At 66.8% G+C, this 22,027-nt stretch carries 17 protein-coding genes; 10 read left to right on the forward strand and 7 right to left on the reverse strand.

The genetic code is table 11. From position 1 onward, the window contains the following. Positions 1-34: 34 nt before the first annotated feature. From K0P03_RS29460 to K0P03_RS29495, 8 genes are all read left to right on the forward strand, one after another. Entirely contained in the window at positions 35-1,540 is a 1,506-nt protein-coding gene (locus tag K0P03_RS29460; RefSeq protein ID WP_272791445.1) for a winged helix-turn-helix domain-containing tetratricopeptide repeat protein, read from the forward strand. Positions 1,541-1,610: 70 nt separating this feature from the next. Further along, positions 1,611-2,507 carry a fructose bisphosphate aldolase gene (locus tag K0P03_RS29465; RefSeq protein ID WP_272791446.1) on the forward strand — a complete coding sequence of 299 codons (897 nt, stop codon included), beginning with the start codon at positions 1,611-1,613 and terminating at the stop codon, positions 2,505-2,507. Positions 2,508-2,621: 114 nt separating this feature from the next. Then, positions 2,622-3,905, forward strand: a complete 1,284-nt coding sequence (locus K0P03_RS29470; protein WP_272791559.1) for an NAD(P)/FAD-dependent oxidoreductase — start codon at positions 2,622-2,624, stop codon at positions 3,903-3,905. A gap of 217 nt (positions 3,906-4,122) precedes the next feature. After that, the gene (locus K0P03_RS29475) at positions 4,123-4,959 is read left to right on the forward strand and encodes a MurR/RpiR family transcriptional regulator (protein WP_024270290.1); all 837 of its coding nucleotides are present in this window, start codon (positions 4,123-4,125) and stop codon (positions 4,957-4,959) included. A 24-nt stretch (positions 4,960-4,983) separates the two neighbouring features. After that, a complete protein-coding gene (locus K0P03_RS29480) occupies positions 4,984-6,105 on the forward strand; it encodes an ABC transporter substrate-binding protein (protein ID WP_050744432.1) in 1,122 nt (373 codons plus the stop codon). 51 nt (positions 6,106-6,156) lie between these two features. Then, positions 6,157-7,902, forward strand: coding sequence for an ABC transporter permease (locus K0P03_RS29485; RefSeq protein WP_023516416.1), 1,746 nt, complete (start codon positions 6,157-6,159; stop codon positions 7,900-7,902). After that, a complete protein-coding gene (locus K0P03_RS29490) occupies positions 7,899-8,999 on the forward strand; it encodes an ABC transporter ATP-binding protein (RefSeq protein WP_023516415.1) in 1,101 nt (366 codons plus the stop codon). The genes K0P03_RS29485 and K0P03_RS29490 overlap by 4 nt, the downstream gene beginning before the upstream one ends. Further along, a complete protein-coding gene (locus K0P03_RS29495) occupies positions 8,996-9,601 on the forward strand; it encodes a histidine phosphatase family protein (protein WP_023516414.1) in 606 nt (201 codons plus the stop codon). Before K0P03_RS29490 ends, K0P03_RS29495 begins: the two co-directional genes overlap by 4 nt. 56 nt (positions 9,602-9,657) lie before the next feature. On the opposite strand, the gene K0P03_RS29500 is transcribed toward K0P03_RS29495, so the two are convergent. Together K0P03_RS29500 and K0P03_RS29505 are read right to left on the reverse strand one after the other, a co-directional pair. Further along, entirely contained in the window at positions 9,658-10,953 is a 1,296-nt protein-coding gene (locus K0P03_RS29500) for an SGNH/GDSL hydrolase family protein (RefSeq protein WP_272791447.1), read from the reverse strand. After that, positions 10,950-12,143, reverse strand: coding sequence for an MFS transporter (locus K0P03_RS29505; protein ID WP_272791448.1), 1,194 nt, complete (start codon positions 12,141-12,143; stop codon positions 10,950-10,952). The genes K0P03_RS29500 and K0P03_RS29505 overlap by 4 nt, the downstream gene beginning before the upstream one ends. Before the next feature lie 95 nt (positions 12,144-12,238). Here K0P03_RS29505 and K0P03_RS29510 point away from each other — a divergent pair, with 95 nt between their 5' ends. Further along, on the forward strand, positions 12,239-13,144 hold the full coding sequence (locus K0P03_RS29510; protein WP_023516411.1) for a LysR family transcriptional regulator: 906 nt from the start codon (positions 12,239-12,241) through the stop codon (positions 13,142-13,144). A gap of 15 nt (positions 13,145-13,159) precedes the next feature. Here the strand turns inward: K0P03_RS29510 and K0P03_RS29515 are convergent, their stop codons facing one another. Beyond that, positions 13,160-14,410 (reverse strand): sensor domain-containing diguanylate cyclase, encoded by a 1,251-nt coding sequence (locus tag K0P03_RS29515; protein ID WP_272791449.1) that lies wholly within the window; start codon positions 14,408-14,410, stop codon positions 13,160-13,162. A 145-nt stretch (positions 14,411-14,555) separates the two neighbouring features. Then, positions 14,556-15,578, reverse strand: a complete 1,023-nt coding sequence (locus K0P03_RS29520) for a LacI family transcriptional regulator (protein ID WP_272791450.1) — start codon at positions 15,576-15,578, stop codon at positions 14,556-14,558. A gap of 305 nt (positions 15,579-15,883) precedes the next feature. Here K0P03_RS29520 and K0P03_RS29525 point away from each other — a divergent pair, with 305 nt between their 5' ends. Next, complete coding sequence (locus tag K0P03_RS29525) at positions 15,884-18,358, forward strand: beta-mannosidase (RefSeq protein WP_272791451.1); 2,475 nt, start codon at positions 15,884-15,886, stop codon at positions 18,356-18,358. A 154-nt stretch (positions 18,359-18,512) separates the two neighbouring features. On the opposite strand, the gene K0P03_RS29530 is transcribed toward K0P03_RS29525, so the two are convergent. The 3 genes from K0P03_RS29530 to K0P03_RS29540 form a co-directional block, all read right to left on the reverse strand. Further along, positions 18,513-19,526: an NAD-dependent epimerase gene (locus K0P03_RS29530; protein WP_272791452.1), complete on the reverse strand. Its 1,014-nt coding sequence runs from the start codon at positions 19,524-19,526 to the stop codon at positions 18,513-18,515. Further along, a complete protein-coding gene (locus tag K0P03_RS29535; protein WP_130516665.1) occupies positions 19,523-20,866 on the reverse strand; it encodes a UDP-glucose dehydrogenase family protein in 1,344 nt (447 codons plus the stop codon). Before K0P03_RS29535 ends, K0P03_RS29530 begins: the two co-directional genes overlap by 4 nt. Before the next feature lie 184 nt (positions 20,867-21,050). Next, positions 21,051-22,013 (reverse strand): mannosyltransferase, encoded by a 963-nt coding sequence (locus K0P03_RS29540; protein ID WP_272791453.1) that lies wholly within the window; start codon positions 22,011-22,013, stop codon positions 21,051-21,053. Positions 22,014-22,027 lie beyond the last annotated feature (14 nt).

Here is a 22,027-nt window from a genome sequence, read left to right on the forward strand (position 1 = left end):
CAAAAACTTCCAAAACCGGCTATAGATGCGCCCTATGCAGGGAGCGCGCTTTGCCTTTGGTCCGTTCGTGCTTGATTCCGGAGCGGGAACGCTCCTTCGGAACGATGATCCCGTTGCCGTCGGCCATCGCGGGCTGAAGCTGCTTGCCGCGCTCGTCGGGCGGCCCGGCGAAATCCTCGGCAAGGCCGAGCTGATGGATGCGGCCTGGCCCGGCACGGCCGTCGAGGAGGGCAACCTCACCGTCCAGATCGCCCAGCTGCGCAAACTGCTCGGCCCGGCCGAAGGCGGCGGCGAATGGATCTCGACGGTGCCGCGCGTCGGCTATCGCTTCACCGGGGCCATCGCGCCGCACCGGATGGATCGGGTGCCCCGCCCGCTGCCCGACAGGCCGTCGATCGCCGTGCTGCCCTTCGTCAATGTCAGCAGCGATCCGCAGCAGGAGAGCTTTTCCGACGGGTTGACGGAAGATCTCATCACCGACCTTTCCCGCATGCCCGGCCTCTTCGTCATCGCCCGCAACTCGGTCTTCGCCTACAAGGGCAGGGCGGCGGATGTGCGCGCCATCGCCGAGGATCTCGGCGTGCGCTACCTGTTGCAGGGCAGTGCGCGGCATGCCGGCGGGCGTGTGCGGATCAATGCCCAGCTGGTCGATGCGCTGCATGGCGACCATCTCTGGGCGGATCGTTTCGACCGGAGCCTCGACGACATCTTTGCCGTACAGGACGAGGTCGCCGGCAAGATCGTAGAGGCGCTGCTCGGGCGCTTGCGCGCACCGCCGCCACGCAACCGGCCGAAGAGCCTCGAAGCCTACGACCTGTGCGTGCGGGCGCGAAAACTGATCGACGATTCGCCGCAGACGGCGCGCGAGGCGCATCTGATGCTGACGCGCGCCGTCGCGCTCGATCCGCACTATGCCGAGGCCTACCGCTGGCTCGCCATGAACCACTGGATGGGCTGGGTGCACTGGGGCGAGCCGGAGGAGCCGGCCCGTGGGCTTGCCCTCGCGCTTGCGGAAAAAGCCGTCGCGATCGACCCCAACGACGCGGGCTGCCGCTGGGTGCTGGCCAACCTGCTCGCCTACGAGCGCCGCTTCGACGAAGCGGATGCGGAATTTGACCGGGCCATCGCGCTCGATCCGAACGAGGCCGACACCTTCGCCACCCGCTCCGACATCCTCGTGCTTGCCGGGCGCGTCGAGGAGGGGCTGGAGCAGATCCGCAAGGCCTTCCGGCTCAATCCCTATCCGGCGAGCTGGTACTATCTGACGCTCGGTCAGGCGCAATATGCCGCCGGCGCCTACGAGGCCGCCGTCGAGACGTTGATCCGCGACGAGACCTACCGCACCGGCTCGCGCCGGTTCCTCGCGGCAAGCCTTGCCCAGCTCGGCCGGCTCGACGAGGCGCGGGCGGAGGTCGCGTTGTTCCTGATCGCAAATCCGCATTTTTCGACCAGCCAATGGGCCGAGACGGAGCCGTTCCGCGATGCCGCGACGCGCGCGCATTTCGTCGAGGGCTACCGTAGGGCCGGCCTTCCGGCATAAGGCCGGGCGGTGGGCAAGAAGAGATCAGGGCAGGGCGCGCCGCGTCCCGGCCCGCAACAGGGAGGAAACCATGGCCGATGCAAGGATGATGGCGCAGATGACCGGCAAGGAGGGCTTTATCGCCGCCCTCGACCAGAGCGGAGGCTCGACGCCCGGTGCCCTCCGGCTCTACGGCATCGCGGAGACCGACTATGACGGCGAGGAGGCGATGTACCGGCTGATGCACGAGATGCGCGTGCGCATCATGACGGCGCCCGCCTTCACCGGCGAAAAGGTGATCGGTGCCATCCTGTTCGAGAAGACCATGGACGGCGACGCCGGCGGCAGGCCGGTGCCAGCCTATCTGTGGGAGGAGCGCGGCGTGGTGCCCTTCCTCAAGGTCGACAAGGGTCTTGCCACCGAGGAGAGCGGCGCGCAGGTGATGAAGCCGATGCCCGATCTCGACGCCCTGCTTGCCCGCGCGGCGAAGAAGGGCATCTTCGGCACCAAGATGCGCTCGGTCATCGCCCATGCCGACAGAGCCGGCATTGTCGCCGTGGTGAAGCAGCAGTTCGCGGTCGGCCGGCAGATCCTCGGCCAGGGCCTCGTGCCGATCATCGAGCCGGAAGTCTCGATCAAGAGCCCGAGCAAGGGGGAGGCCGAGGCGATCCTGCGCGACGAGATCGCCCGGGAGCTCGACGCCCTGCCGGCGAGCGAGAAGGTGATGCTGAAGCTCACCATCCCCACGCTTGCGGATTTCTACAAGCCGCTTGTCGAGCACAAGGCGGTCACCCGCGTCGTCGCCCTTTCGGGTGGCTACAGCCGGGCGGATGCCTGCGAGAAGCTCAGCCGCAACCACGGCATGATCGCCAGTTTCTCGCGCGCCCTCACCGAGGATCTGCGCGTGACGATGAACGATGCCGCGTTCAACGCCAGCCTCGGCAGGACGATCGACGAAATCTACACCGCCAGCGTGGTGAAGGTCTGAGGGCGGGGCCGGTGCGGCCCTTGCCCTGAAACGGCATGAAACGCACGCCGCGACAGGGGCGCCGCCTCGTTCGCGGCGTCTGCGTGTGGAACAAGGACAAGCGGGATGACGAACATGCAGGATGCGCCTTCCTCCAACGCCCACCGTCTCGTCGTGGTCGGCGCCGGCTTTGCCGGCCTCGCGCTGGTCAAGGCGCTGCGGTTTCCGGGGCTGCACATCACGATCGTCGACCAGCGAAACCACCATCTCTTTCAGCCGCTGCTCTACCAGGTGGCGACGACGATCCTGCCCACCTCCGATGTCGCCTGGCCGGTCCGCAACCTCTTCAAGACGCGCGCGGATGTGACGACGATCCTCGGTGAGGTGGTCGGCATCGACGAGGCGGCACGGCGCGTCGATCTCAAGGAGAGCGCCCCGCTTGCCTACGACACGCTGGTGCTGGCAACCGGTGCCCGGCATTCCTATTTCGGCCACGACGAATGGGAGGGCGCGGCGCCGGGCCTGAAGTCGCTGGAAGATGCGACGACGATCCGCCGCCGCGTGCTCCTCGCCTTCGAGAAGGCCGAGGTCTCCGAGAGCGCCGCGGAACGGGCGGCGCTGTTGACCTTCGTGGTGATCGGCGCCGGACCGACCGGCGTCGAACTTGCCGGCATCATCGCCGAGCTGGCGCAGCACATCCTGCCGAAGGAGTTCCGCAACATCGACACGCGCACCGCCCGCGTGATCCTGGTCGAGGCGGGGCCGCGCGTCCTGCCGGCCTTTGCCGAGAGCCTGTCGGCCTATGCGCAAGCGGCGCTCACCCGGCTCGGCGTCAGTGTGCAGACCGGCGAGGCGGTGACGAACATCACCGACGAGGGGGTGCGCATCGGCGAAAACGAGATCGCCGCCCGCACGGTTCTCTGGGCGGCGGGCGTGAAGGCGTCTCCCGCCGCGGCCTGGCTTGGCGTGGAGGCCGACCGGGCCGGGCGTGTGCGGGTCGGGCCGGATCTCGGCGTGCCCGGCCATCCCGAGATCTTCGTCATCGGCGATACGGCGAGCGTGCTCAACGAGAACGGCACGCCGGTGCCGGGCATCGCGCCGGCGGCCAAGCAACAGGGACGCTTCGTGGCAGGACTGCTGCGCGATCGGCTCTCCGGTAAACCGCCGCCGGGGCGCTTCCGCTATCGCCATTCCGGCAATCTCGCGACGATCGGCAGGAGCGCCGCGGTGGTGGATTTCGGTCGCATCCAGCTCAAGGGCGCGCTGGCCTGGTGGTTCTGGGGCATTGCCCATATCTTCTTCCTGATCGGCACCCGCAGCCGCATCGCCGTGGCGCTGAGCTGGCTGTGGTCCTATGCCACCGGCCGCAACAGCGCGCGCCTCATCACCCAGCGCGACATTCACCGGAACGAGCGCTAGCGACCTGTCGGTTCCTTCGCATTCCATCTGTCGGGTCGCGGCTCTCTGTTTCGGGGCCGCCGGTCCCGACGCCTTGTTTTCCCTGCCGAATTGTCTCCCACGGCCCCGCCCGGCGGCGCGGCTTTGCAGAGCCTTGCAAGGATTCTTGCGGTGCCTGTCTTGACTGCAAGGTGCTTTGCCAACACCATCGGCGCTGCAAACAACCTTGTCGAGCGCCATGACCCTTCTCGATCGCATAAAGGCCAAGTCCCGCCGGCTCACGGAGGCGGACCAGAAGCTGATCGCCGCCATGCTGGAGAACCGCGCGGAGGCGGCGTTCCTGTCCGGCCCGCAGCTCTCCCAGCGCGCCAGCGTGCATGAGGCGACGGCGACACGGCTGGCGCAGAAGCTCGGCTACAAGGGCTTTCCGGACCTGCGAGCCGAATTGCAGCGCGAGGTTCTGCTCGATCAGGACGCGGCCAACCGCATGCGCCGCTCGGTCGCCAAGGTCGAGCACGGCGACTACCTTTCCGACCTCATCGCGGCAGAGATCACCGCGTTGGAGGCATTGGCCCGCGCGGTGCCGCAGGCCGATATCGACCGCGCCGCCGACATGATCTTCGAGGCGCGCCGCGTCTTCGTCTTCGGCCAGGGCCATGCCCAGTCCGTCGCCGGCTTCCTGCAGCGCCGGCTCGACCGGTTCGGCATGACGACCATCGCGCTGACGGGCCGCGGCCGCGACATTGCCGAGCGGCTGGTCGGCATGGAGGCGGGCGACCTCGTCGTCGCGCTCGCCTTCCGCAAGCAGCCGCAGAGCTACGGGCCGCTGGTGCGCCACGCCGCGCGGGTCGGCGCACGCACCATTCTCGTCTCGGACCTTGCCGGACCGCTGATGGAGCCTGCGGCCGATCTGATGCTCGCCGCCCCGCGCGGGCGTTCGGGAAGCGAATTCCAGACCCCGACGATCCCCTTCGCCATTGTCAACGGCATCGTGCTGACGATCGCCGGACGGCACGAGCGGGAGGTCATCGGGCGATTGGAGAAACTGTCGGAGCTTTTCAACGACTTCGACTGAATGGGGAAAATGGAGGAGGAAACCATGCTGAAACGAGTATACGCATCCGCCCTCGTGGCGTGTCTCGCCCTGCCGGGCATCGCGCTTTCCGAGGATCTCGATAGCCTGACGCCGGAGCAATTGCTGCCGCTCGCCCAGAAGGAGGGCAGCGTCACGGTCTTCTCGCTGTCGAGCCGCATCGCCAAGATCGAGGCGGCCTTCGAGAAGGCCTATCCGGGCATCGACCTGGTCGGCGTCGACATGAGCTCGACCAAGCAGATCGCCCGCGTGGAGGCCGAGCAGCAAGCCGGCGTCCATGCCGTCGACGTGCTCTACATCGCCGACACGCCCGTCGTCTTCACGAAGCTTCTGGAGGGAAAGCGCGTCGTGAACTACGTGCCGCCGCGCGTGGCGGGCGAGCTGGAGGACCGCTACAAGGCGCCGCTGCTCACCCAGCGTCTCTCCACCAAGGTGCTGATGTACAATGAGAAGGCCTTCCCGGACGGTTCGCCCGTCACCAATCTCTGGCAGCTCACCGAGCCGGAATGGCAGGGGAGGGTGCTGATGGTCGATCCGAGCCAGCGCGGCGAACTGCTCGATCTCCTGACCGAGATCGCGCTGCATCCCGACGAGATGGCGGCGGCCTACAAGACGCAGTACGGCAAGGACATCGAGATCGAGGATGGCCTCGAAGGGGCCGGCGAGCAGTATATCAAGGCGCTGTTCGAAAACGACCTGATCCTCGTTCCCAACAGCGACGTGCTCAACAAATCGGTCGGCGATGCCGGCGCCAAGAACCCGCCCGTCGGCTTCGGCACCTATTCCGACCGCCGCGATAACGAGAAGGAAGGCTGGGCGCTGCAGGTCGCCAACAATGTCGAGCCGTCGAACGGCATCCTCTTCCCGGCGGTGCTGACGATTGCCGACAAGGCGCCGCATCCGGCCGCCGCGCGTCTCCTGATCGACTTCATGTTCGGCGACGACACGCCGACCGGCGGTCCGGGCTTCGAGCCCTTCAACGTGCCGGGCGACTATGCGGTGCGCAAGGCGATCGCCGACCACCCCGATTCCGTCAAGCTCGGCGAGCTGAAGGCCTGGACGATCGATCCGGCGAAGACGGCGGCCGCGCGCGGCCGCATCGCCGACCTCATCATCACGCTTCAGTAACGGACCCGTCCACCGGCGCCTTGCGTGCGCCGGTGGACGTGGAGGATCATCATGACATCCACGTCGCTTTCCGTGCCATCGGGCAGGCGCCTGCTCCGATCGGGCTTTCTCTTGCCGGCGCTGCTCATCGCCATCGTCGCCGTCCTCGTCGTCGCGCCGCTCCTGCGCATTCTCCTGTCCACGCTGACGCCCGAGGGTCTCGAGGCCTGGCAGGCGGTGCTCGCCAGCCGGCTCTCCGCCAACCTGTGGTGGCGCCCGCTCCTCAACACGATGATCCTCGGCTTCAGCGTGGCCGGCGGCTGCCTCCTGATGGGCGGCTTCCTTGCCTGGCTGGTCGTGCTCACCGACGTGCCGGGCCGTCGTTTCCTCGCGCTGATGGCGACGTTACCCTACATGATCCCGAGCTTTGCCGCCGCGCTCGCTTGGGGCACGTTGTTCCGCAATTCCCGGCTCGGCGGTTCCGCGGGTTTCTTCGAGACGAGCGGCCTTGCCATTCCCGACTGGCTCGCCTGGGGCCTCATCCCGACGGCGATCGTGCTCGTCGCGCACTATTATTCGCTGGCCTATACGATCATCGCTGCCGCGCTCAGCTCCGTCGGGGCCGACCTTGTCGAAGCCGGGCAGATGGCCGGCGCAAAACGCCCCCGCATCTTTTTCGGCATCATCCTGCCGGTCGTCACGCCCGCGCTGATCGCCGCCGCCTCGCTCACCTTCGCCGGCGCCGTCTCCAACTTCGCCGCACCCGCGCTGCTCGGCCTGCCGGTGCGCATGCAGACGCTCTCCACCCGCCTCTTCGGCATGATCGAGACCGGGCAGAACGAGCGCGGCTTCGTCATCGCGCTGCTGCTGATCGCCGTCTCGGCCCTGTTCCTCTTCCTCTCCGACCGTATCGTCTCCGGCCGCAAGGCCTTCATCACCGTCACCGGCAAGGGCGGGCGCACCAAGCGTTTCCCGTTGGGCAGCTGGCGCTGGCCGCTCTTTGCGCTCGCCGTGCTGATCGGCTTCGTCACCACCGTGCTGCCCGTTCTCGTTCTGGCGGCCTCCAGCCTCGCCCCGCAGAGCGGTGCGCTGTTCTCCAACTGGACGCTGCATTTCTGGATCGGCGAGGGCGGCGGCGAGATGGCGCAGGGCCAGGCCGGCATCTTCCGCAATCCCGTGCTGCTCGATGCGCTCTGGACCACGATCCGCCTCGGCCTCGTCGTCGCCTTCACCACCATGCTGCTTGGCCTGGCGCTCGCCTATACGATCGTGCAGCGCCGCGGCAGCCTGCTCGCCACCGTGCTCAGCCAGCTTGCCTTCCTGCCGCTGCTGATCCCGAGCATCGCCTTCGCCGCGGCCTATATCGCGCTCTACGGTGCGCCCATCGGCCCGCTGCCTTCCCTCTACGGCACGTTCGCGCTATTGGTCATCGCGGCCTCGGCGCACAACCTGCCCTTCGCTGTGCAGTCCGGCCGCTCGGTGCTCGGGCAGATCTCTGCCGACATCGAGGAAAGCGCCCGGCTGACCGGCGCGAGCCTCGTGCGGCGCCTCTTCGCCATCATCTTCCCGCTGGCGATCCGGGGCCTGTTCGCCGGGGCGATCCTCGTCTTCGTGAAGATGGTGCGCGACCTCTCGCTCGTCGTGCTGCTCTTCACCGCCACCTCGCCGGTGCTCAGCATGGTCGCTTACCGCTATGCGGCCGAAGGCTTCATGCAGTTCGCCAATGCCATCACCCTCGTCATCCTCGTGGTCTGCCTTGCGGCTTCCTTCCTCGCCCATGGCCTGCAGAACCGCGTCCAGAAATGGAAAGAGACATGAACGCCCTTGCGAAAGGCGCCGCGGACGCCATCCAGATCCGCAATCTCGTCAAACGGTTCGGTGCCTTCACCGCCGTTCAGGACGTCGATATCTCCGTTCCGCCCGGCGCTTTCCTGGTTCTCGTCGGCCCGTCGGGCTGCGGCAAGTCGACCCTGCTGCGCATGCTGGCCGGCCTGGAAAGCCCGAGCGAGGGCGAGATCGCCTTCGTCGGGCAGACCGTCTCCAGCGGCACGGGCGGCGTCATCGCCGATGCCGGCCGGCGCAATGCCGGGCTCGTCTTCCAGAGCTACGCGCTTTGGCCGCACATGACCGTTGCCGGCAACATCGCCTGGCCGCTGAAGGTCGCGAGATGGCCGCGCGAAAAGCGCGAGCGGCGGGTGAGGGAGGTGCTTGCCCTGCTCGGCATCGACGCGCTTTCAGAGCGCTATCCGGCGGAGATTTCCGGCGGCCAGCAGCAGCGCGTGGCGATCGCCCGCACCATCGCGCCCGAGCCGAGCATCCTGCTTTTCGACGAGCCCCTGTCGAACCTTGACGCGAAGCTGCGCATCGAGATGCGCAGCGAGCTGATGCGCATCCACCGGGCAACGGGCGCGACCTCGGTCTACGTCACCCACGACCAGGTGGAGGCGATGACGATGGCGACCCACGTCGCGGTGCTCAACAATGGCCGCGTCGAGCAGTTCGGCAAGCCGATCGACCTCCTGCGCAACCCGCAGACCACCTTCGTCGCCACCTTCCTCGGCACGCCGCCGGCCAATCTCTTGCCGGTGCGCCTCAAGGGCGATGCCCTCTTCTTCAACGACCTCGCCCTCGCGCCGGCGGCGCTTGCCGGCGGGCGGGCGGAAGCGCAGCTCCTCTACCGTGCCGAGGATGTCGGCGTCGGCGTCGTCGCCGGCATGCCCTCGCTGACGGCGCGCTTTGCCGAGGCCGCGCCGATTGCCGGACGCACCATGGTGACCGCGATGATCGGCGACCTGCGCATCACCGGCATGGCGGACGGCTATTTCACGGCGACGCCCGGCGAGCCGATCCCCCTCTCGTTCATTCGAACACCCGATGCGGTCTTTGCCGCCACTGGAGAAAGGATACATCAATGAGGCTGATCCTCATGCGTCACGGCGAAACGGAATGGAACGCCGAGCAGCGGCTGCAGGGCCAGGACAACTCGCTGTTGTCCGAACGCGGCGTCGCGCAGGTCAAGCGCTTCCGCCCCTATGCCAAGGCGCTGAAGCCGGCCCGCATCATCGCTTCGGATCTCGGCCGCACCCGGCAGACCGTCGCGCTCATCGGCCACCCCGACGCCCCCTCCGACGAGCGGTTCCGCGAACTCGACATGGGCGAGTGGACGGGCCTGCGCAAGCCGGACCTGATCGCCGACCATCCCGAGGACTACGTCGCCTGGCGCGCCGGCACCTTCACCCCGACGCGGGGCGAGACGTGGGTCGCCTTCCGCGGCCGCGTCGCCGATGGTGTGCACGACTGGATGTCCCGCACGGAGGGCGACCTGCTGGTCGTCGCCCATGGCGGTGTCATCCGCGCCGTCTGCCATGAATTCCTCGACCTGCCGCCGTCGCGCGTCGTTCCCGTCACGCCGGGTACCGCGACGATCCTCAACTTCCCGCAGAAGAACGGCGCGGCCGCCCAGCTCGAAGGCTACAATATCGGCTCCGTCGCCCCGGATGTTTCCGTCGCCGACTGATGAGGCGAGGGCCCCGGCGGACAGCCGGGGCCTTCCGCGCGGAACGGTGGCCGGGATCAGCGGCCGAGCAGTGCGTCGAGATCGATGGCCTCCGCCATCGCCCGGTTGCCCGCATCGCCAGGATGCAGATGGTCACCGGAATCGAACGACGGGGCGATGCGCTCACGGCGCTCCGGATCGCGCAGCACCGCGTCGAAATCCACGACGGCATCGAAAGCGCCGCTCTCCCGGATCCAGCGATTGATCTCCTGGCGCAGGGCGTCCTTGTCGGGGTGATAGTAGTTGTCGAGCGGCGTTCCGCTGAGTGCACCTTCGAAGGGCAGCAGCGTCGCTCCGATGACCCTGACATTGCGCGCATGGGCAAGGCTGATCACCTGCCGGTAACCGGCGATCAGGTCTTGCGCCGTCGGTTGCGGCTGGTTCGGGGCAAAGTCCGTGCCGGGCCAGGAAATGTCGTTGATGCCGATAAGGACGATGATGGCCTTCAGGTTCGGCTGGGAGAACACGTCCCGCTCAAGCCGCGCGGCGACGTTCACGCCCATCTTGTCCTGCAGCAGCCTGCCGCCGGAAATGCCGGCGTTCAGCACGGCCACCCGATGCGGGGCGAGGCGCCTTGCAAGGAAGTCGGGCCAGCGGGTGTCGGCATCGACCGTCGCGCCGTTCCCGTCGGTGATCGAATCTCCGATCGCAACGACGGTGCCTTCGTTCGGCGTATCGACCAGTACCTGACTGAGGAAGAGGCGGGTGTCCGTGCTCGCCGTCGCGGGGAAGTCCTTCGCCGCCGTGAGGTCTCCCTTGCCGAACCATGCTGTCTGCCGGCCGTCCCAGTGAAAGGTGGTCAGCGGCGTTTCGCCGGGCAGGTAGAGGGAGACGGCGAGCTTGCCCTGGGCATCGACCTCGATGTCCAGGGGATCGCTGACGACGGGCGCTCCGGGTGGCACGACGATCGTATCGCCGCCCCCGAAGGTGATCTTATGGATCGTGCCGGATACCGCTCCGGTTTCTCCGGCGAGCCCCACGCTCGCTCCGCCGATCCGCAGCGGACGGTCGCCATAGGCATTGGAAAAGACGAGGCGGATGCGCGAGCCGCCGAGGCTGACGCGCACGATCTGGCGGATGGTCTCGTCCGTCACGGAGGCGGGGATTTTCGTCGGCAGGGCGAAATCCGCTCCCCAGATTGGCTGGGGGCTCGCCGCCCAGGTTCCGACCCAGCTCGTCTCTGCGGCCATCGCCGGCGATGGGCCGGAGAGGGCGGCGGCAAGCAGGAGGGTGCTGGCGAGAAGCACGGTGCCGGCAGGTTTTTCACGCGGTTGACGGCGGCGGGTCGGCCAGTGTGATGTAAGAGAGGTCATTTGCTCAATCCTGCGGTTTGATTTGCGTAGACGGTTTGCGCGGAAGGCTGCGGGCTCCGTGCCGCAAGCGCGGCGACGAGGATGGTGACGGCGGGAAAGGCGGCGGCGACGAGCGGCACCCAGGCGAGGCCGGGCCCCTGGTCGAGGATCACGCCACCGACCCAGGCGCCGATGGCGTTTCCGAGGTTGAAGGCGCCGATATTGAAGCTCGAAGCGAGGCTCTGGCCTGCGCCTTCCGCCTTGGAAAGCACCCACATCTGCAAGGGGGCGACCGTGGCAAAGCCGGCGGCCCCGAGGAGCCCGATGAAGATCACCGCGGCCACCTGGCTGTTGAAGGCGAAGGTCATCAGCCCGAGCACAAGGGCGAGGGCGGCAAGGGTGCCGAAGATGGAGCGCAGCAGGTTGCGGTCGGCGAGCCTTCCGCCCAGCAGGTTGCCTACGACCAGCCCTCCGCCGAAGACCAGAAGGATCAGCGACACCGCGGTATCCGAGAAGCCGCTGATCTCAGTCAGAAGCGGCGCGACATAGGTGAAGACGGCAAAGACGCCGGCATAGCCGAGCACCGTGGTCAGGAGACCGAGCAGGACGGCGGGGCGGGCGATCGCCCGCAGATCGGCCCGCCAGTCCGGCGCGGCGAGCGCGGCCGTATCCCGGGGAACCAGCGTGGCGAGAACGATCAGCGCGACCAGTCCGACCAGCGTCACGGCCCAGAAGGTGGACCGCCAGCCATAGTGCTGGCCGAGCCAGGTGCCGAACGGCACGCCGATCACCGTCGCTACGGTCAGTCCCGTGAACATGAGGGCGATGGCGGAGGCGCGCTTGTCCTCGGCGACGAGGTTCGTGGCGACGACCGAGCCGACGCCGAAGAAGGTGCCGTGGGTCAATGCCGTCAGCACGCGTGCCGCCATCAGCCAGCCGTAGTCCGGCGCAAGCGCCGCGGCAGCGTTGCCGGCGACAAAGATGGCCATCAGGCCGACAAGCACGCGCTTGCGCGGCCAGCGTGCGGTCATCGCCGTCAGGATCGGTGCGCCGATGGTGACGCCGAGCGCGTAGCCGGAAATCAGCAGCCCCGCGGCCGCGATGGTGACGTTCAGTTCGCTGCTGACCTCCAGAAGGAGGCCCATGATGACAAATTCGGTGACGCCGATGCCGAAGGCACCAACCGTCAGGGCGTAAAGCGCTAGAGGCATTGTCCACTCCAATCGTGTGTTGACCGGAAGATAGACACTGACGAAGGGGTGAATTAGATATCCGAGAGGAACATAATTTGTGAGTTGAATTCATCATGGGTCGATCCGAAGTCAACCGATCCGGCGAAATGGAGATCTTTGCGCGCGTGGTTGAGCTCGGGGGATTTTCGCCCGCTGCGCGTGCCGCGGGCATGACGCCCTCGGCGGTCAGCAAGCTCATCGCGCGGCTGGAGGCGCGGCTCGGTGCACGCCTGCTCAACCGCTCGACGCGGCAGTTGCAAGTGACGCCGGAGGGCTGCGCGTTCTACGAGCGGGCAAAGCGCATCCTGGCTGATCTGGAGGATGCCGAGCGGGCGGCGGGCCTCGGGGAGCAGCCGGTCGGGCGCGTGCGCATCAACACCAGCGCGTCCTATGCCACGCATGTGCTCGCGCCGCTTCTGCCGGAGTTTCTGGCGCTGCATGCCGGCATCACCCTCGACATCATTCTGACCGACGCCGTCGTCGATCTTCTTGCCGAGCGCACCGATGTCGCCGTGCGTGCCGGACCGCTGAAAAGCTCGAGCCTCATCGCCCGCAAGCTGGGGGAGACGCAACTGGTCGTCGTTGCCGCGCCCGCCTACCTTTCACGCTGCGGCGAACCCCGCACGATCGCCGAGCTTCAGGCGCACAACCGCCTCGGCTTCGGCTATACGCGGGCAGTGGACGGCTGGCCGCTGCGGGAGAACGGCAAGGCCGTCATCGTGCCCGCCACGGGCCGTATCCAGGCGAGCGACGGCGAAGCCCTTCGCTATCTGGCATTGGCGGGGGTCGGCCTTGCCCGTCTTTCCGCCTTCACCGTGCGCCAAGACATTGCCGCCGGCCGCCTCGTGCCTGTGCTCGGGCATCTTGGTGCCGAAGAGAAGGAGGCCTTCCATGCGGTCTATGTCGGCCAGGGCGGGCCGCTTCCTTCCCGCGTGAGGGCGCTGCTCGATTTTCTTGCGGAGCGCGGCAAGGTCTCCTGACCGGCTTGCCGCTTGCTAGCAGAAGGCCACTTCGAGGTTCTGCCGGTCGCGGGCAATGACCGAACAGGCCGTTTCGAAGCCCTCCGCCTTGATGGAGAGCATGAAATCGGGCGGTATGCCCGCGGAATTGCTGACCGTGATGCCCGCGCTGTCCACGCCGAGGCTCTTGACGGTGCAGTCGATCGTCGAGCGGCGGTCGTTGAAGATGATGGATCCGGCCTTCAGCACGCGCCGCCGTGCGCCGATACCGCCGGCCGCCTGCAGGGACGACCAGGCGGTGCAGCGGTTTCGCCCGTTCTGCTTGGCGTGGTACATGGCGGCATCCGCCTGGGCCAGCAACGTTTCGATGTCCCGCCCGACGATGGACAGGGCCGCGCAGCCGAAGCTGGCGGTAACGGCGAGTGTGCCGAAGGTGCCGGAAATCGGCCGTGCGGCAATCTCGCCGCGCAGCTTTTCCGCGGTGATCATCGCATCTTCCGCGCTGGTATGGGGCAGTACGATGGCGAACTCCTCGCCGCCGAGCCGCCCGAAAAGATCGCTGGCGCGCAGGCTGGACCGGCAGGCGGCGGCCACGGCCTTCAGTGCCTCGTCGCCCGCCGCGTGGCCGTGGGTGTCGTTGACGTTCTTGAAGTGATCGACATCCAGCACCAGGCACGACAGGTCATGCTTGTGGCGCAGTGCCGCGGCGATCAGCTGTTCCGCCTCGCGCTTGAAGGCGCGGCGGGTGAGGGCCTCGGTCAGGCTGTCGGTCGCGGCCGCCTGCATCAGTTCGATCCGGTCCATCGCAGCCCCCGCCAGCTCCTGCAGGATGTCGAGATCCTTCCGGCCGAAGGAGCGCGGCCTCCGGTCGATCGCGCAGACCGTGCCGACTGTGGAGCCGGCCTTGGTCTTCAGCGGCACGCCGGCATAGAAGCGGATGTGCTCGGGGCCGGTGACCGCGGGATGCGCGACGAAACGCGGATCCCGCGTCGCGTCCTGGACGATCATCGGCTGCTCGTCGACAAGCACATGGCGGCAGAACGTATCCTCGAGCGGGACCTCGTCTGCGGAAAGGCCGGAGCAGGCCTGGTACCATTGCCGATGCCCGTCGATGAGGGAGACGAGGCCGATCTCCACGGTGAAGATCTGCTGGATCAGCCGGACGAACCGGTCGAAGCCCGCGTCGCGCGGGCCGTTGAGGAGATCGAGGTTTTCCAGTGCGGCAAGGCGTTTCCTTTGCCGCTGGATCGTCTCGTCAGACGATTTGCCGAATGTCCTGACCGTCACGAAACACTCCTCCGCTGGACAAAACCGGTTTGCTGGTTTCAGCACGACGGGCGCCTGCCTGCAACACTGCCAGGGTTGGCGCCGGGTGTTTTCCCCGCCGGGCTTGCCGGCATGCGAACCGGGCGTTGCGCCGGCGCGGTGCCGATCAACGCAGGTGTGAGGCCGCTTCGGGATTTTTCCAGACCGGATGGCTGAGGGTTTGCAGGCTGCGGGCATCGGCGCCGGCGATCCGGGCCATCAGCGCTCTCGCCATCTCGCGGCCGGCCAGATGCACGTCCTCGTCGGCCGTCAGGATCTCCGGGCGCATCCAGTTGAGGGCGGGCGAGACCTGCTTGGAAACGATGTCGAGGTCCTTGCCGATCTCCTTGCCGGCCATCTCGGCACCAGCGCTGACGGCAACGGCGAGGCTGGCGCTGACGCAGAGGACGGCGTCCGGCGGCTCCGGCGCCCGCATCGCGCGGTCCATCGCGGCCCTGACGTCGAGAAGGGGGGTGTCGATCGAGACCGGCAACGACACCTCGGTCATGCCGAAGTCGCGCAGCCCGCGCTCGAGCCCGGCGGCGATATGGGCCGCGTAGGTGAGGTCGCGGGGAGGGCGGATGATCGCCAGGCGCCTGCGGCCCCGGCCGGCCAGCTTCCCGACGGCCTGATAGACGAAGCTCTCATTGTCGAAATCGTGGAAGGGATGCGTCCATCCGGAATCGGTCCGGCCATGGGTCACGAAGGGAAAGTCCTTCTCCAGCAGCAGCTGCACGCGCCGGTCGTCCGGCGCAGTGCGCATAATGATGACGCCGTCGGCCGAGCGGCTCTGCAGGATGTTGCGGACCGGCAGCAGGGGATCGCTGTCATGGGAACTCGGGCTGACGATCAGATTGTATCCCGTGTCCTTCAGCGCCTGCGAAATGCCGAAGATCATCTGGCTGGTGAAGCCCATGATCTCGTCGTCGACATTCAGGACCAGCGCCAGCACGCTGGTCCTGCCCGTCCGGAGGCGCAGGCCCGCCCTGTTCGGCTGATAGCCGATCTGGCTGGCGACGAGCCGGACACGTTCCTTGGTTTCCGGCCCGATATCCGGCGCATCGCTGAGCGCGCGTGAAACCGATGTGGTGCTGAGGCCCGTCATGAAGGCGATCGTCTTCAGGGTGGGCGGCAGGTTTCCATCCCGCATGTCGCTCTCCATTTCCCTATGGCGCCTGATGCGATCAGGCCCGCCGGGCATCCGCTCGAAATTTTCTACGATTTGCTTTAACGATAAAGTATTTTGGGTGATATCCCCGCTCGGAAAAATATCTTTATGAATCAGAATAGTAGAAGATGCTTTGGTGGTGTATTGAAAAATATTCCGATGTGGCGTAGCAATTTACATTATCGATTAAGTTGGCGAATGTCGATGCACCTGCGCGTGCGGTCATCGTCACTGCCGATCCCTGCAGGCCGCCGGTCGTCCATCGAGCGGCAGATCCGGACAAAGCCATGACATCCTTGCCGAAAGCCAATCCCGCGATCGATCTTTCCGGCCCGTGGACACTCACCTCGGCCGATGGCGACATCACGGCGCCGATCACGCTGCCGGGCGATGTGCACACGGCGCTGACGGCCGCGGGCCTCATTCCTGATCCCTATGTCGGCCGCAACGAGGAGGCGGTGCAATGGGTGGCGCACCGCGGCTGGGTTCTCGAGCGCCGCTTCCTGTTGCCGGAACCGGATGGCGACTGGTACCTCGACATCGACTATCTCGACACGGTGGCGGCCGTCTTCGTCAACGACGCGCCGGTGCTGCTCGCCGACAACTGCTTCCGCCGCTACCGGCCCGATGTCGGCGCCCAGCTGAAGGCGGGCGAGAATGTCATCCGCATCGTCTTCCAGTCGAGCATCGCGGCGAGTGCCGACCGACAGGCCCGGCAGCCCTTCTACGTTCCCTACCATCCCGGCAATTCGCCCATCCCCAACGGCAACATGCTGCGCAAGCCGCAGTGCCATTTCGGCTGGGACTGGAACATCGCGATCGCGCCGCTGGGTCTCTACGGCACGATCCGGCTCTGCCGGCTCGACAGGGCCCGCATCGAGCACGTGACGACGCGGCAGACGCACAATGCGGATGGTTCGGTCTATCTGCAGGTGGCGGCGACGGTTTTTGCGAAGAACCCAGACATCGTGGCCCTCCATTTCGCGCTTGATGACGAGCGTGTCCGCCTCGATGTCGGCGTCAATGCCGGCGAAACGGTTGTCACCCATGTCTTCGAGATCGCCGCGCCGCGGCTGTGGTGGCCGGCGGGAAGCGGTGAGCAGGCGCTCTACACGCTTCGCGTGGAGCTGCCCGGTGATGTCGTCGTCAGGCAGATCGGTCTGCGCATGGTGGAGCTCGTCACCACGCCTGACGCGGCCGGAAGCCGCTTCGCGCTGAAGGTCAACGGGCGCGAAATCTTCTGCCGTGGCGCCAACTGGATCCCGGCCGACGCGCTGTTTTCACTGTCGAGCCCGGACGGGACCGCGGATCTCCTGCAATCCGCTGCGGCAGCCAACATGAACATGATCCGCGTCTGGGGCGGTGGTTTTTACGAGCCGGACTGGTTCTACGACCTTTGCGACCGGCTGGGTCTTCTCGTCTGGCAGGACTTCATGTTCGCCTGCAATCTCTATCCCTCCACCGAGGACTTCCTCGACAATGTCGCACGGGAGGTGGACTACCAGGTGCGTCGCCTCTCCTCCCATCCGTCGCTTGCGCTCTGGTGCGGCGACAACGAGCTGGTCGGCGCGCTCACCTGGTTCGACGAGCCGCGGAAGGACCGCGACCGTTACCTGGTGTCCTATGATCGCCTGAACCGCACGATCGAGCAGGCGATGCGCAAGGCGGCGCCCGATGCGATCTGGTGGCCGTCGAGCCCGGCCTCCGGCTATCTCGATTTCGGCGACGCCTGGCATGCCGACGGCTCCGGCGACATGCACTACTGGTCCGTCTGGCACGAGAACAAGCCGTTCGACAATTACCGCAGCGTGCGGCCGCGTTTCTGCTCGGAGTTCGGCTTCCAGTCCTATACGTCGCTGCCCGTCATCAAGACCTATGCCGAGGCGAGGGATATGAACATCGCCTCGCCCGTCATGGAACTGCATCAGAAGAATGCCGGCGGCAACGAGCGCATTGCCGCCACCATGTTCCGCTACTTCCGCTTCCCGAAGGATTTCCCGAACTTCGTCTATCTCAGCCAGATCCAGCAGGGTCTCGCCATCAAGACGGCGGTGGAATACTGGCGTTCGCTGAAGCCGCATTGCATGGGCACGCTCTACTGGCAGCTCAACGACACCTGGCCGGTCGCCTCCTGGTCGAGCCTCGACTATGGCGGCCGCTGGAAGGCGATGCACTATCTCGTCCGCCGCTTCTTCCAGCCGGTCGCGATCGCGGCAATCCCGGAGGAAGGCGGCGAAGCGATCCGCTTCTCGCTGGTCAACGACACGCTTGCCGATGTCACGGTCGACCTTTCGATCGCGCTCCTCGACATGAAGGGAGAGCGCCGGCTGCTCGTGGATGCCCGGGCGGCCTGCACGCCGGACGCCGCGGTGACCGCTGCGACCGTCACGGCGGCGGATCTGCCGGCCGGTGCCCTCATCGTCTGGCGCTTCACCGCATCGAACGGCATGCAGGGTGAAGGGCACTATGTGCATGGCACCTACAAGGCGCTGGACCTGGAGCCGGCCGGGCTGACATTCACGCAGGAAGATGGACCGGACGGGATCATCCACCTCGATGTCACCGCCACCGGACTGGCGCTCTTCGTGATGATCGAGACCGACACCGACGGCCGTTATTCCGACAATGCCTTCGACCTTGCGGCCGGCGAGACACGCCGCATCGCCTTCACTCCCGCCAAACCGCTCCCCGCCGGCCCCCGCCCGGTCTTCCGCCTCTACGACCTGCAATCCTGCCATGCGACAGAACCGGCTGCCGGGTGAGACGCTTCCGGCAGGAGGCATGGCCGGTACATGCGTTCCATAAATCGTCTTATGTGATCAGAGGGCGAAAAATGCGGCTCTGATCTCCGAGGCACTGTCTGGCGGTCCCAGTCCCCCTGCGCCATCCCTGCCCTGTGGGCAGGAAAGCGCGGTGTCAGTGCGCTCGCCACTCCCGATACCATGCCACGAAAGCGGCGATGCCGTCTTCCAGCGACACGCGTGGGACAAAGCCGGTGAGGTGGGTCAACAGGTCGGTGGAGGCGAAGGTGCGGGGCACGTCGCCGGGCTGCATGGGCATGTAGTTGCGCGTGGCGGGGCGGCCGAGCGCTTTTTCGATCGTCTCGATGAAGGTCATCAGCCCGACCGGCTGACCGCCGCCGATGTTGACGGTGCGGAAGGGCGCGCCGGCCGAGAGCGTATCGATGATGCCGGGCACCGTGACACGGCCGTCTTCCCGCGGCACGACGTCGACGAGCCGCACGATGGCCTCGACGATGTCGTCGATATAGGTGAAGTCGCGGCTCATCCTGCCCTCGCCATAGACGTCGATCGGGCGGCCGGAGAGGATGGCGTCGGAGAACTTGATCGGCGCCATGTCGGGCCGGCCCCAGGGGCCGTAGACGGTGAAGAAACGGAAGGCCGTCGTCGGCACCCCGTAGAGATGGGCGTAGGAATGCGCCATCAGTTCCATCGATTTCTTCGAGGCGGCATAGAGCGTCATCGGCTCGTCGGCCCGGTCGGTCTCGGCGAAGGGAACCTTCTCGTTGGCGCCGTAGATCGAGGAGGTGGAGGCGAGCAGCAGGTGCTTTGGTTGCAGCGCGCGTGCCAGCTCCAGCACGTTCCACGAGCCGACGAGGTTGGATTCCACATAGGCGCCGGGATTTTCCAGGCTGTAGCGCACGCCGGCCTGGGCGGCGAGATGGAGGATGACGTCGGGCTCTTTCAGCGCGGCCGCGGCATCGAGCGCGGCACGGTCCTCCAGCCGGCCGGTGACCTGGCGGAAGCCGTCATGAGGTTCGAGCAGGGCGAGGCGTTGCGCCTTCAGCCGCACGTCGTAATAGGGTGTCATGCCGTCGAAGCCGGTGACCGTGTGGCCGTCGGCGAGCAGGCGCCGCGCGAGGTGGAAGCCGATGAAGCCCGCGGTGCCGCTGACGAGGAAATGCGTCATTCCGCCGCCTCGGAGACCGGTGCGACCATCGGAGAGGTGCCGCGGCCGATGCTCGAATAGGCAAAGCCGTGGCGGGCCACTTCCTCCGGCTTGTAGACATTGCGCAGGTCCACCAGCACGGGTTTGGCCATGCTCGCCTTCAGCCGCTGGAAATCGAGCGCGCGGAACTGGTTCCATTCCGTGACGATGACCATCGCCTCCGCACCCTCGGCAATGTCGTAGGGCGAGGTGCCGTAGGTCACGTGGTCGAGCACGGTCCTGGAGGCCTCCATGCCCTCGGGGTCGTAGGCGAAAACTTTCGCGCCGCCGTCCTGCAGGGCCTGGATGATGGAGATCGACGGCGCGTCGCGCATGTCGTCGGTCTCCGGCTTGAAGGTGAGGCCGAGCACGGCGATCTTCTTGCCGCGCACCTCGCCGCCAAGTGCGGTGACGACCTTGCGGGCCATGGCGCGCTTGCGCGTGTCGTTGATGGCGATGGTGGTCTCGATCAGCCGCACGGGGCTGTCATTGTCCTGCGCGGTCTTGACCAGCGCCAGCGTGTCCTTCGGGAAGCACGAGCCGCCATAACCGGGGCCGGCATGCAGGAACTTGGCGCCGATGCGCCCGTCGAGGCCGATGCCGCGCGAGATCTGCTGCACGTCCGCGCCGACCTTTTCGCAGAGATCCGCAATCTCGTTGATGAAGGTGATCTTCATGGCGAGGAAGGCGTTGGCCGCATATTTGATCAGCTCGGAGGTGCGCCGGGTGGTGAAGAGCAGCGGCGACTGGTTGAGGTAGAGCGGCCGGTAGACCTCCGTCATCACCTCGCGCGCCCGCTCGTCCTCGATGCCGACGACGATGCGATCCGGTCGCTTGAAATCGCTGATCGCAGCCCCCTCGCGCAGGAACTCCGGGTTCGACACGACGGCGATGTCGGCCTCGGGGCGGGTTTCGCGCATGATGCGCTCGACCTCGTCGCCGGTGCCGACGGGCACGGTCGATTTCGTGACGACGACGGTGAAACCCTTGACCGACTGGGCGATTTCGCGGGCGGCGGCGTAGACATAGGAGAGGTCTGCATGGCCATCGCCGCGCCGCGAAGGCGTACCGACGGCGATGAAGACGACGTCGGCCTCGCTGACAGGGCCGGAAAATTCGGTGGTGAAGGAGAGCCGGCCCGCCTTGACGTTCTCCGCCACCAGCGCCTCGAGGCCCGGTTCGAAGATCGGGATCTCGCCGCGGTTCAACGCCTCGATCTTCGCCTCGGCCTTGTCGATGCATACGACGGTGTGGCCGAAATCGGCAAAACAGGCGCCGGATACCAGGCCCACATAGCCCGAACCGATCATCGCGATCTTCATGATGCTTCTTCTCCGGATGGGACCTTTTCGCGGCTGTCCTGGCCGTCGACGATCACAGATAGAATACGACGCCGGGCAAAGCACGGAACGCCGCCCGCTTCAAGCGGAATGCGGGCGGTATCTAGTGTGCGGCGGCGGTCTTCGCCACCCCGCGCCTTCCGCCCTGCGGGCCAGGGGGCGCCTGTCACCACGATTTCCAGGCCAGCAACAACCCGCCATCGTCATGCTCGGCCGCCCGGCAGGCCGCCTCGACATCGCCGAACGGTGCGCCGCGCGGCAGGTCGCCCGCTACAAGCGCGGCGTCGGCCAGCGTGATCGCGCCGCCCCGGGCGATGACGGTGAAGATCAGCGGGCCGGTGGACCACCAGGCCGGCGCCCCGGGCATGGCCGCGACGACATCGGGCAGCACCGCATTGAGGCGGATGAGGACCGGGTGATGGGCGGGCGCGGCCAGGAAGGAATTGGCGAGCAGCAGGCTGCCGCGGCCGGTCTTGCGGGGAATGTCCTCCGCCATGGCGGTCAGCCCGGTCATCGGCAAGAGATCGTGGAAGCTGATGTCGGCGCGGGCGGGATACCAGTCGCAATCGAGGTAGATGCCGCCCTCCTGTTCGACGAGGAGATAGCGCGCGATATCGACGGCGCCGGGATAGTCGCCCCGCTCCAGCATGGCGCGGAACGCCTTGTTCTCGTGGATGCCGGCCTCTTCCAGGTCCTTCTCCCGCCAGAGGAAATGGCCATAGCCATGGGCCTTGGCGTGCTTTTCCCAGGCTTTGGCCGAGGGCGGCACGGCCCCCTGCCCGATCCAGACCTGATGGATGACGGGCGGGATCGCGGTGCGGTTCGCCTCGGCGATCGCCCGCCGCTCGGCCGAGGAGAAGGTTCCGTGCGTGGCCAGAAGGTCCGGATCGGGCACGAGATGGTACTGGTAGCCGATCCGCTCCAGCGGATCGTCCTCGGCCTTCGCGAGCTTGAGGAAAGCCGAATGCAGCCGGCGCGGCAGGCCGAGCGCCGTTTCCTGCCCGAGGGCGGCACGCTCCGGATCGGCGGAAACCGCCTCCAGCACCTGCCAGGCGGCACCGAAATCGCCGTCCTCGCGGTATTCGGCGGCTTTTTCCAGTTGTTCGTTCAATCGTTGCTTGGCTGACATCAAGCTGTCCTAGG

The sequence above is a fragment of the Shinella sp. HY16 genome, from assembly GCF_028534175.1.
Classification (GTDB): domain Bacteria; phylum Pseudomonadota; class Alphaproteobacteria; order Rhizobiales; family Rhizobiaceae; genus Shinella.

Excerpts from the sequence above, each read along its gene's own strand:
- K0P03_RS29460 (WP_272791445.1), top strand. The coding sequence starts at position 35 with ATGCAGGGAGCGCGCTTTGCCTTTGGTCCGTTCGTGCTTGATTCCGGA.
- K0P03_RS29465 (WP_272791446.1), top strand. The coding sequence starts at position 1,611 with ATGGCCGATGCAAGGATGATGGCGCAGATGACCGGCAAGGAGGGCTTT.
- K0P03_RS29470 (WP_272791559.1), top strand. The coding sequence starts at position 2,622 with ATGCAGGATGCGCCTTCCTCCAACGCCCACCGTCTCGTCGTGGTCGGC.
- K0P03_RS29475 (WP_024270290.1), top strand. The coding sequence starts at position 4,123 with ATGACCCTTCTCGATCGCATAAAGGCCAAGTCCCGCCGGCTCACGGAG.
- K0P03_RS29480 (WP_050744432.1), top strand. The coding sequence starts at position 4,984 with ATGCTGAAACGAGTATACGCATCCGCCCTCGTGGCGTGTCTCGCCCTG.
- K0P03_RS29485 (WP_023516416.1), top strand. The coding sequence starts at position 6,157 with ATGACATCCACGTCGCTTTCCGTGCCATCGGGCAGGCGCCTGCTCCGA.
- K0P03_RS29490 (WP_023516415.1), top strand. The coding sequence starts at position 7,899 with ATGAACGCCCTTGCGAAAGGCGCCGCGGACGCCATCCAGATCCGCAAT.
- K0P03_RS29495 (WP_023516414.1), top strand. The coding sequence starts at position 8,996 with ATGAGGCTGATCCTCATGCGTCACGGCGAAACGGAATGGAACGCCGAG.
- K0P03_RS29500 (WP_272791447.1), bottom strand. The coding sequence starts at position 10,953 with ATGACCTCTCTTACATCACACTGGCCGACCCGCCGCCGTCAACCGCGT.
- K0P03_RS29505 (WP_272791448.1), bottom strand. The coding sequence starts at position 12,143 with ATGCCTCTAGCGCTTTACGCCCTGACGGTTGGTGCCTTCGGCATCGGC.
- K0P03_RS29510 (WP_023516411.1), top strand. The coding sequence starts at position 12,239 with ATGGGTCGATCCGAAGTCAACCGATCCGGCGAAATGGAGATCTTTGCG.
- K0P03_RS29520 (WP_272791450.1), bottom strand. The coding sequence starts at position 15,578 with ATGCGGGATGGAAACCTGCCGCCCACCCTGAAGACGATCGCCTTCATG.
- K0P03_RS29525 (WP_272791451.1), top strand. The coding sequence starts at position 15,884 with ATGACATCCTTGCCGAAAGCCAATCCCGCGATCGATCTTTCCGGCCCG.
- K0P03_RS29530 (WP_272791452.1), bottom strand. The coding sequence starts at position 19,526 with ATGACGCATTTCCTCGTCAGCGGCACCGCGGGCTTCATCGGCTTCCAC.
- K0P03_RS29535 (WP_130516665.1), bottom strand. The coding sequence starts at position 20,866 with ATGAAGATCGCGATGATCGGTTCGGGCTATGTGGGCCTGGTATCCGGC.
- K0P03_RS29540 (WP_272791453.1), bottom strand. The coding sequence starts at position 22,013 with ATGTCAGCCAAGCAACGATTGAACGAACAACTGGAAAAAGCCGCCGAA.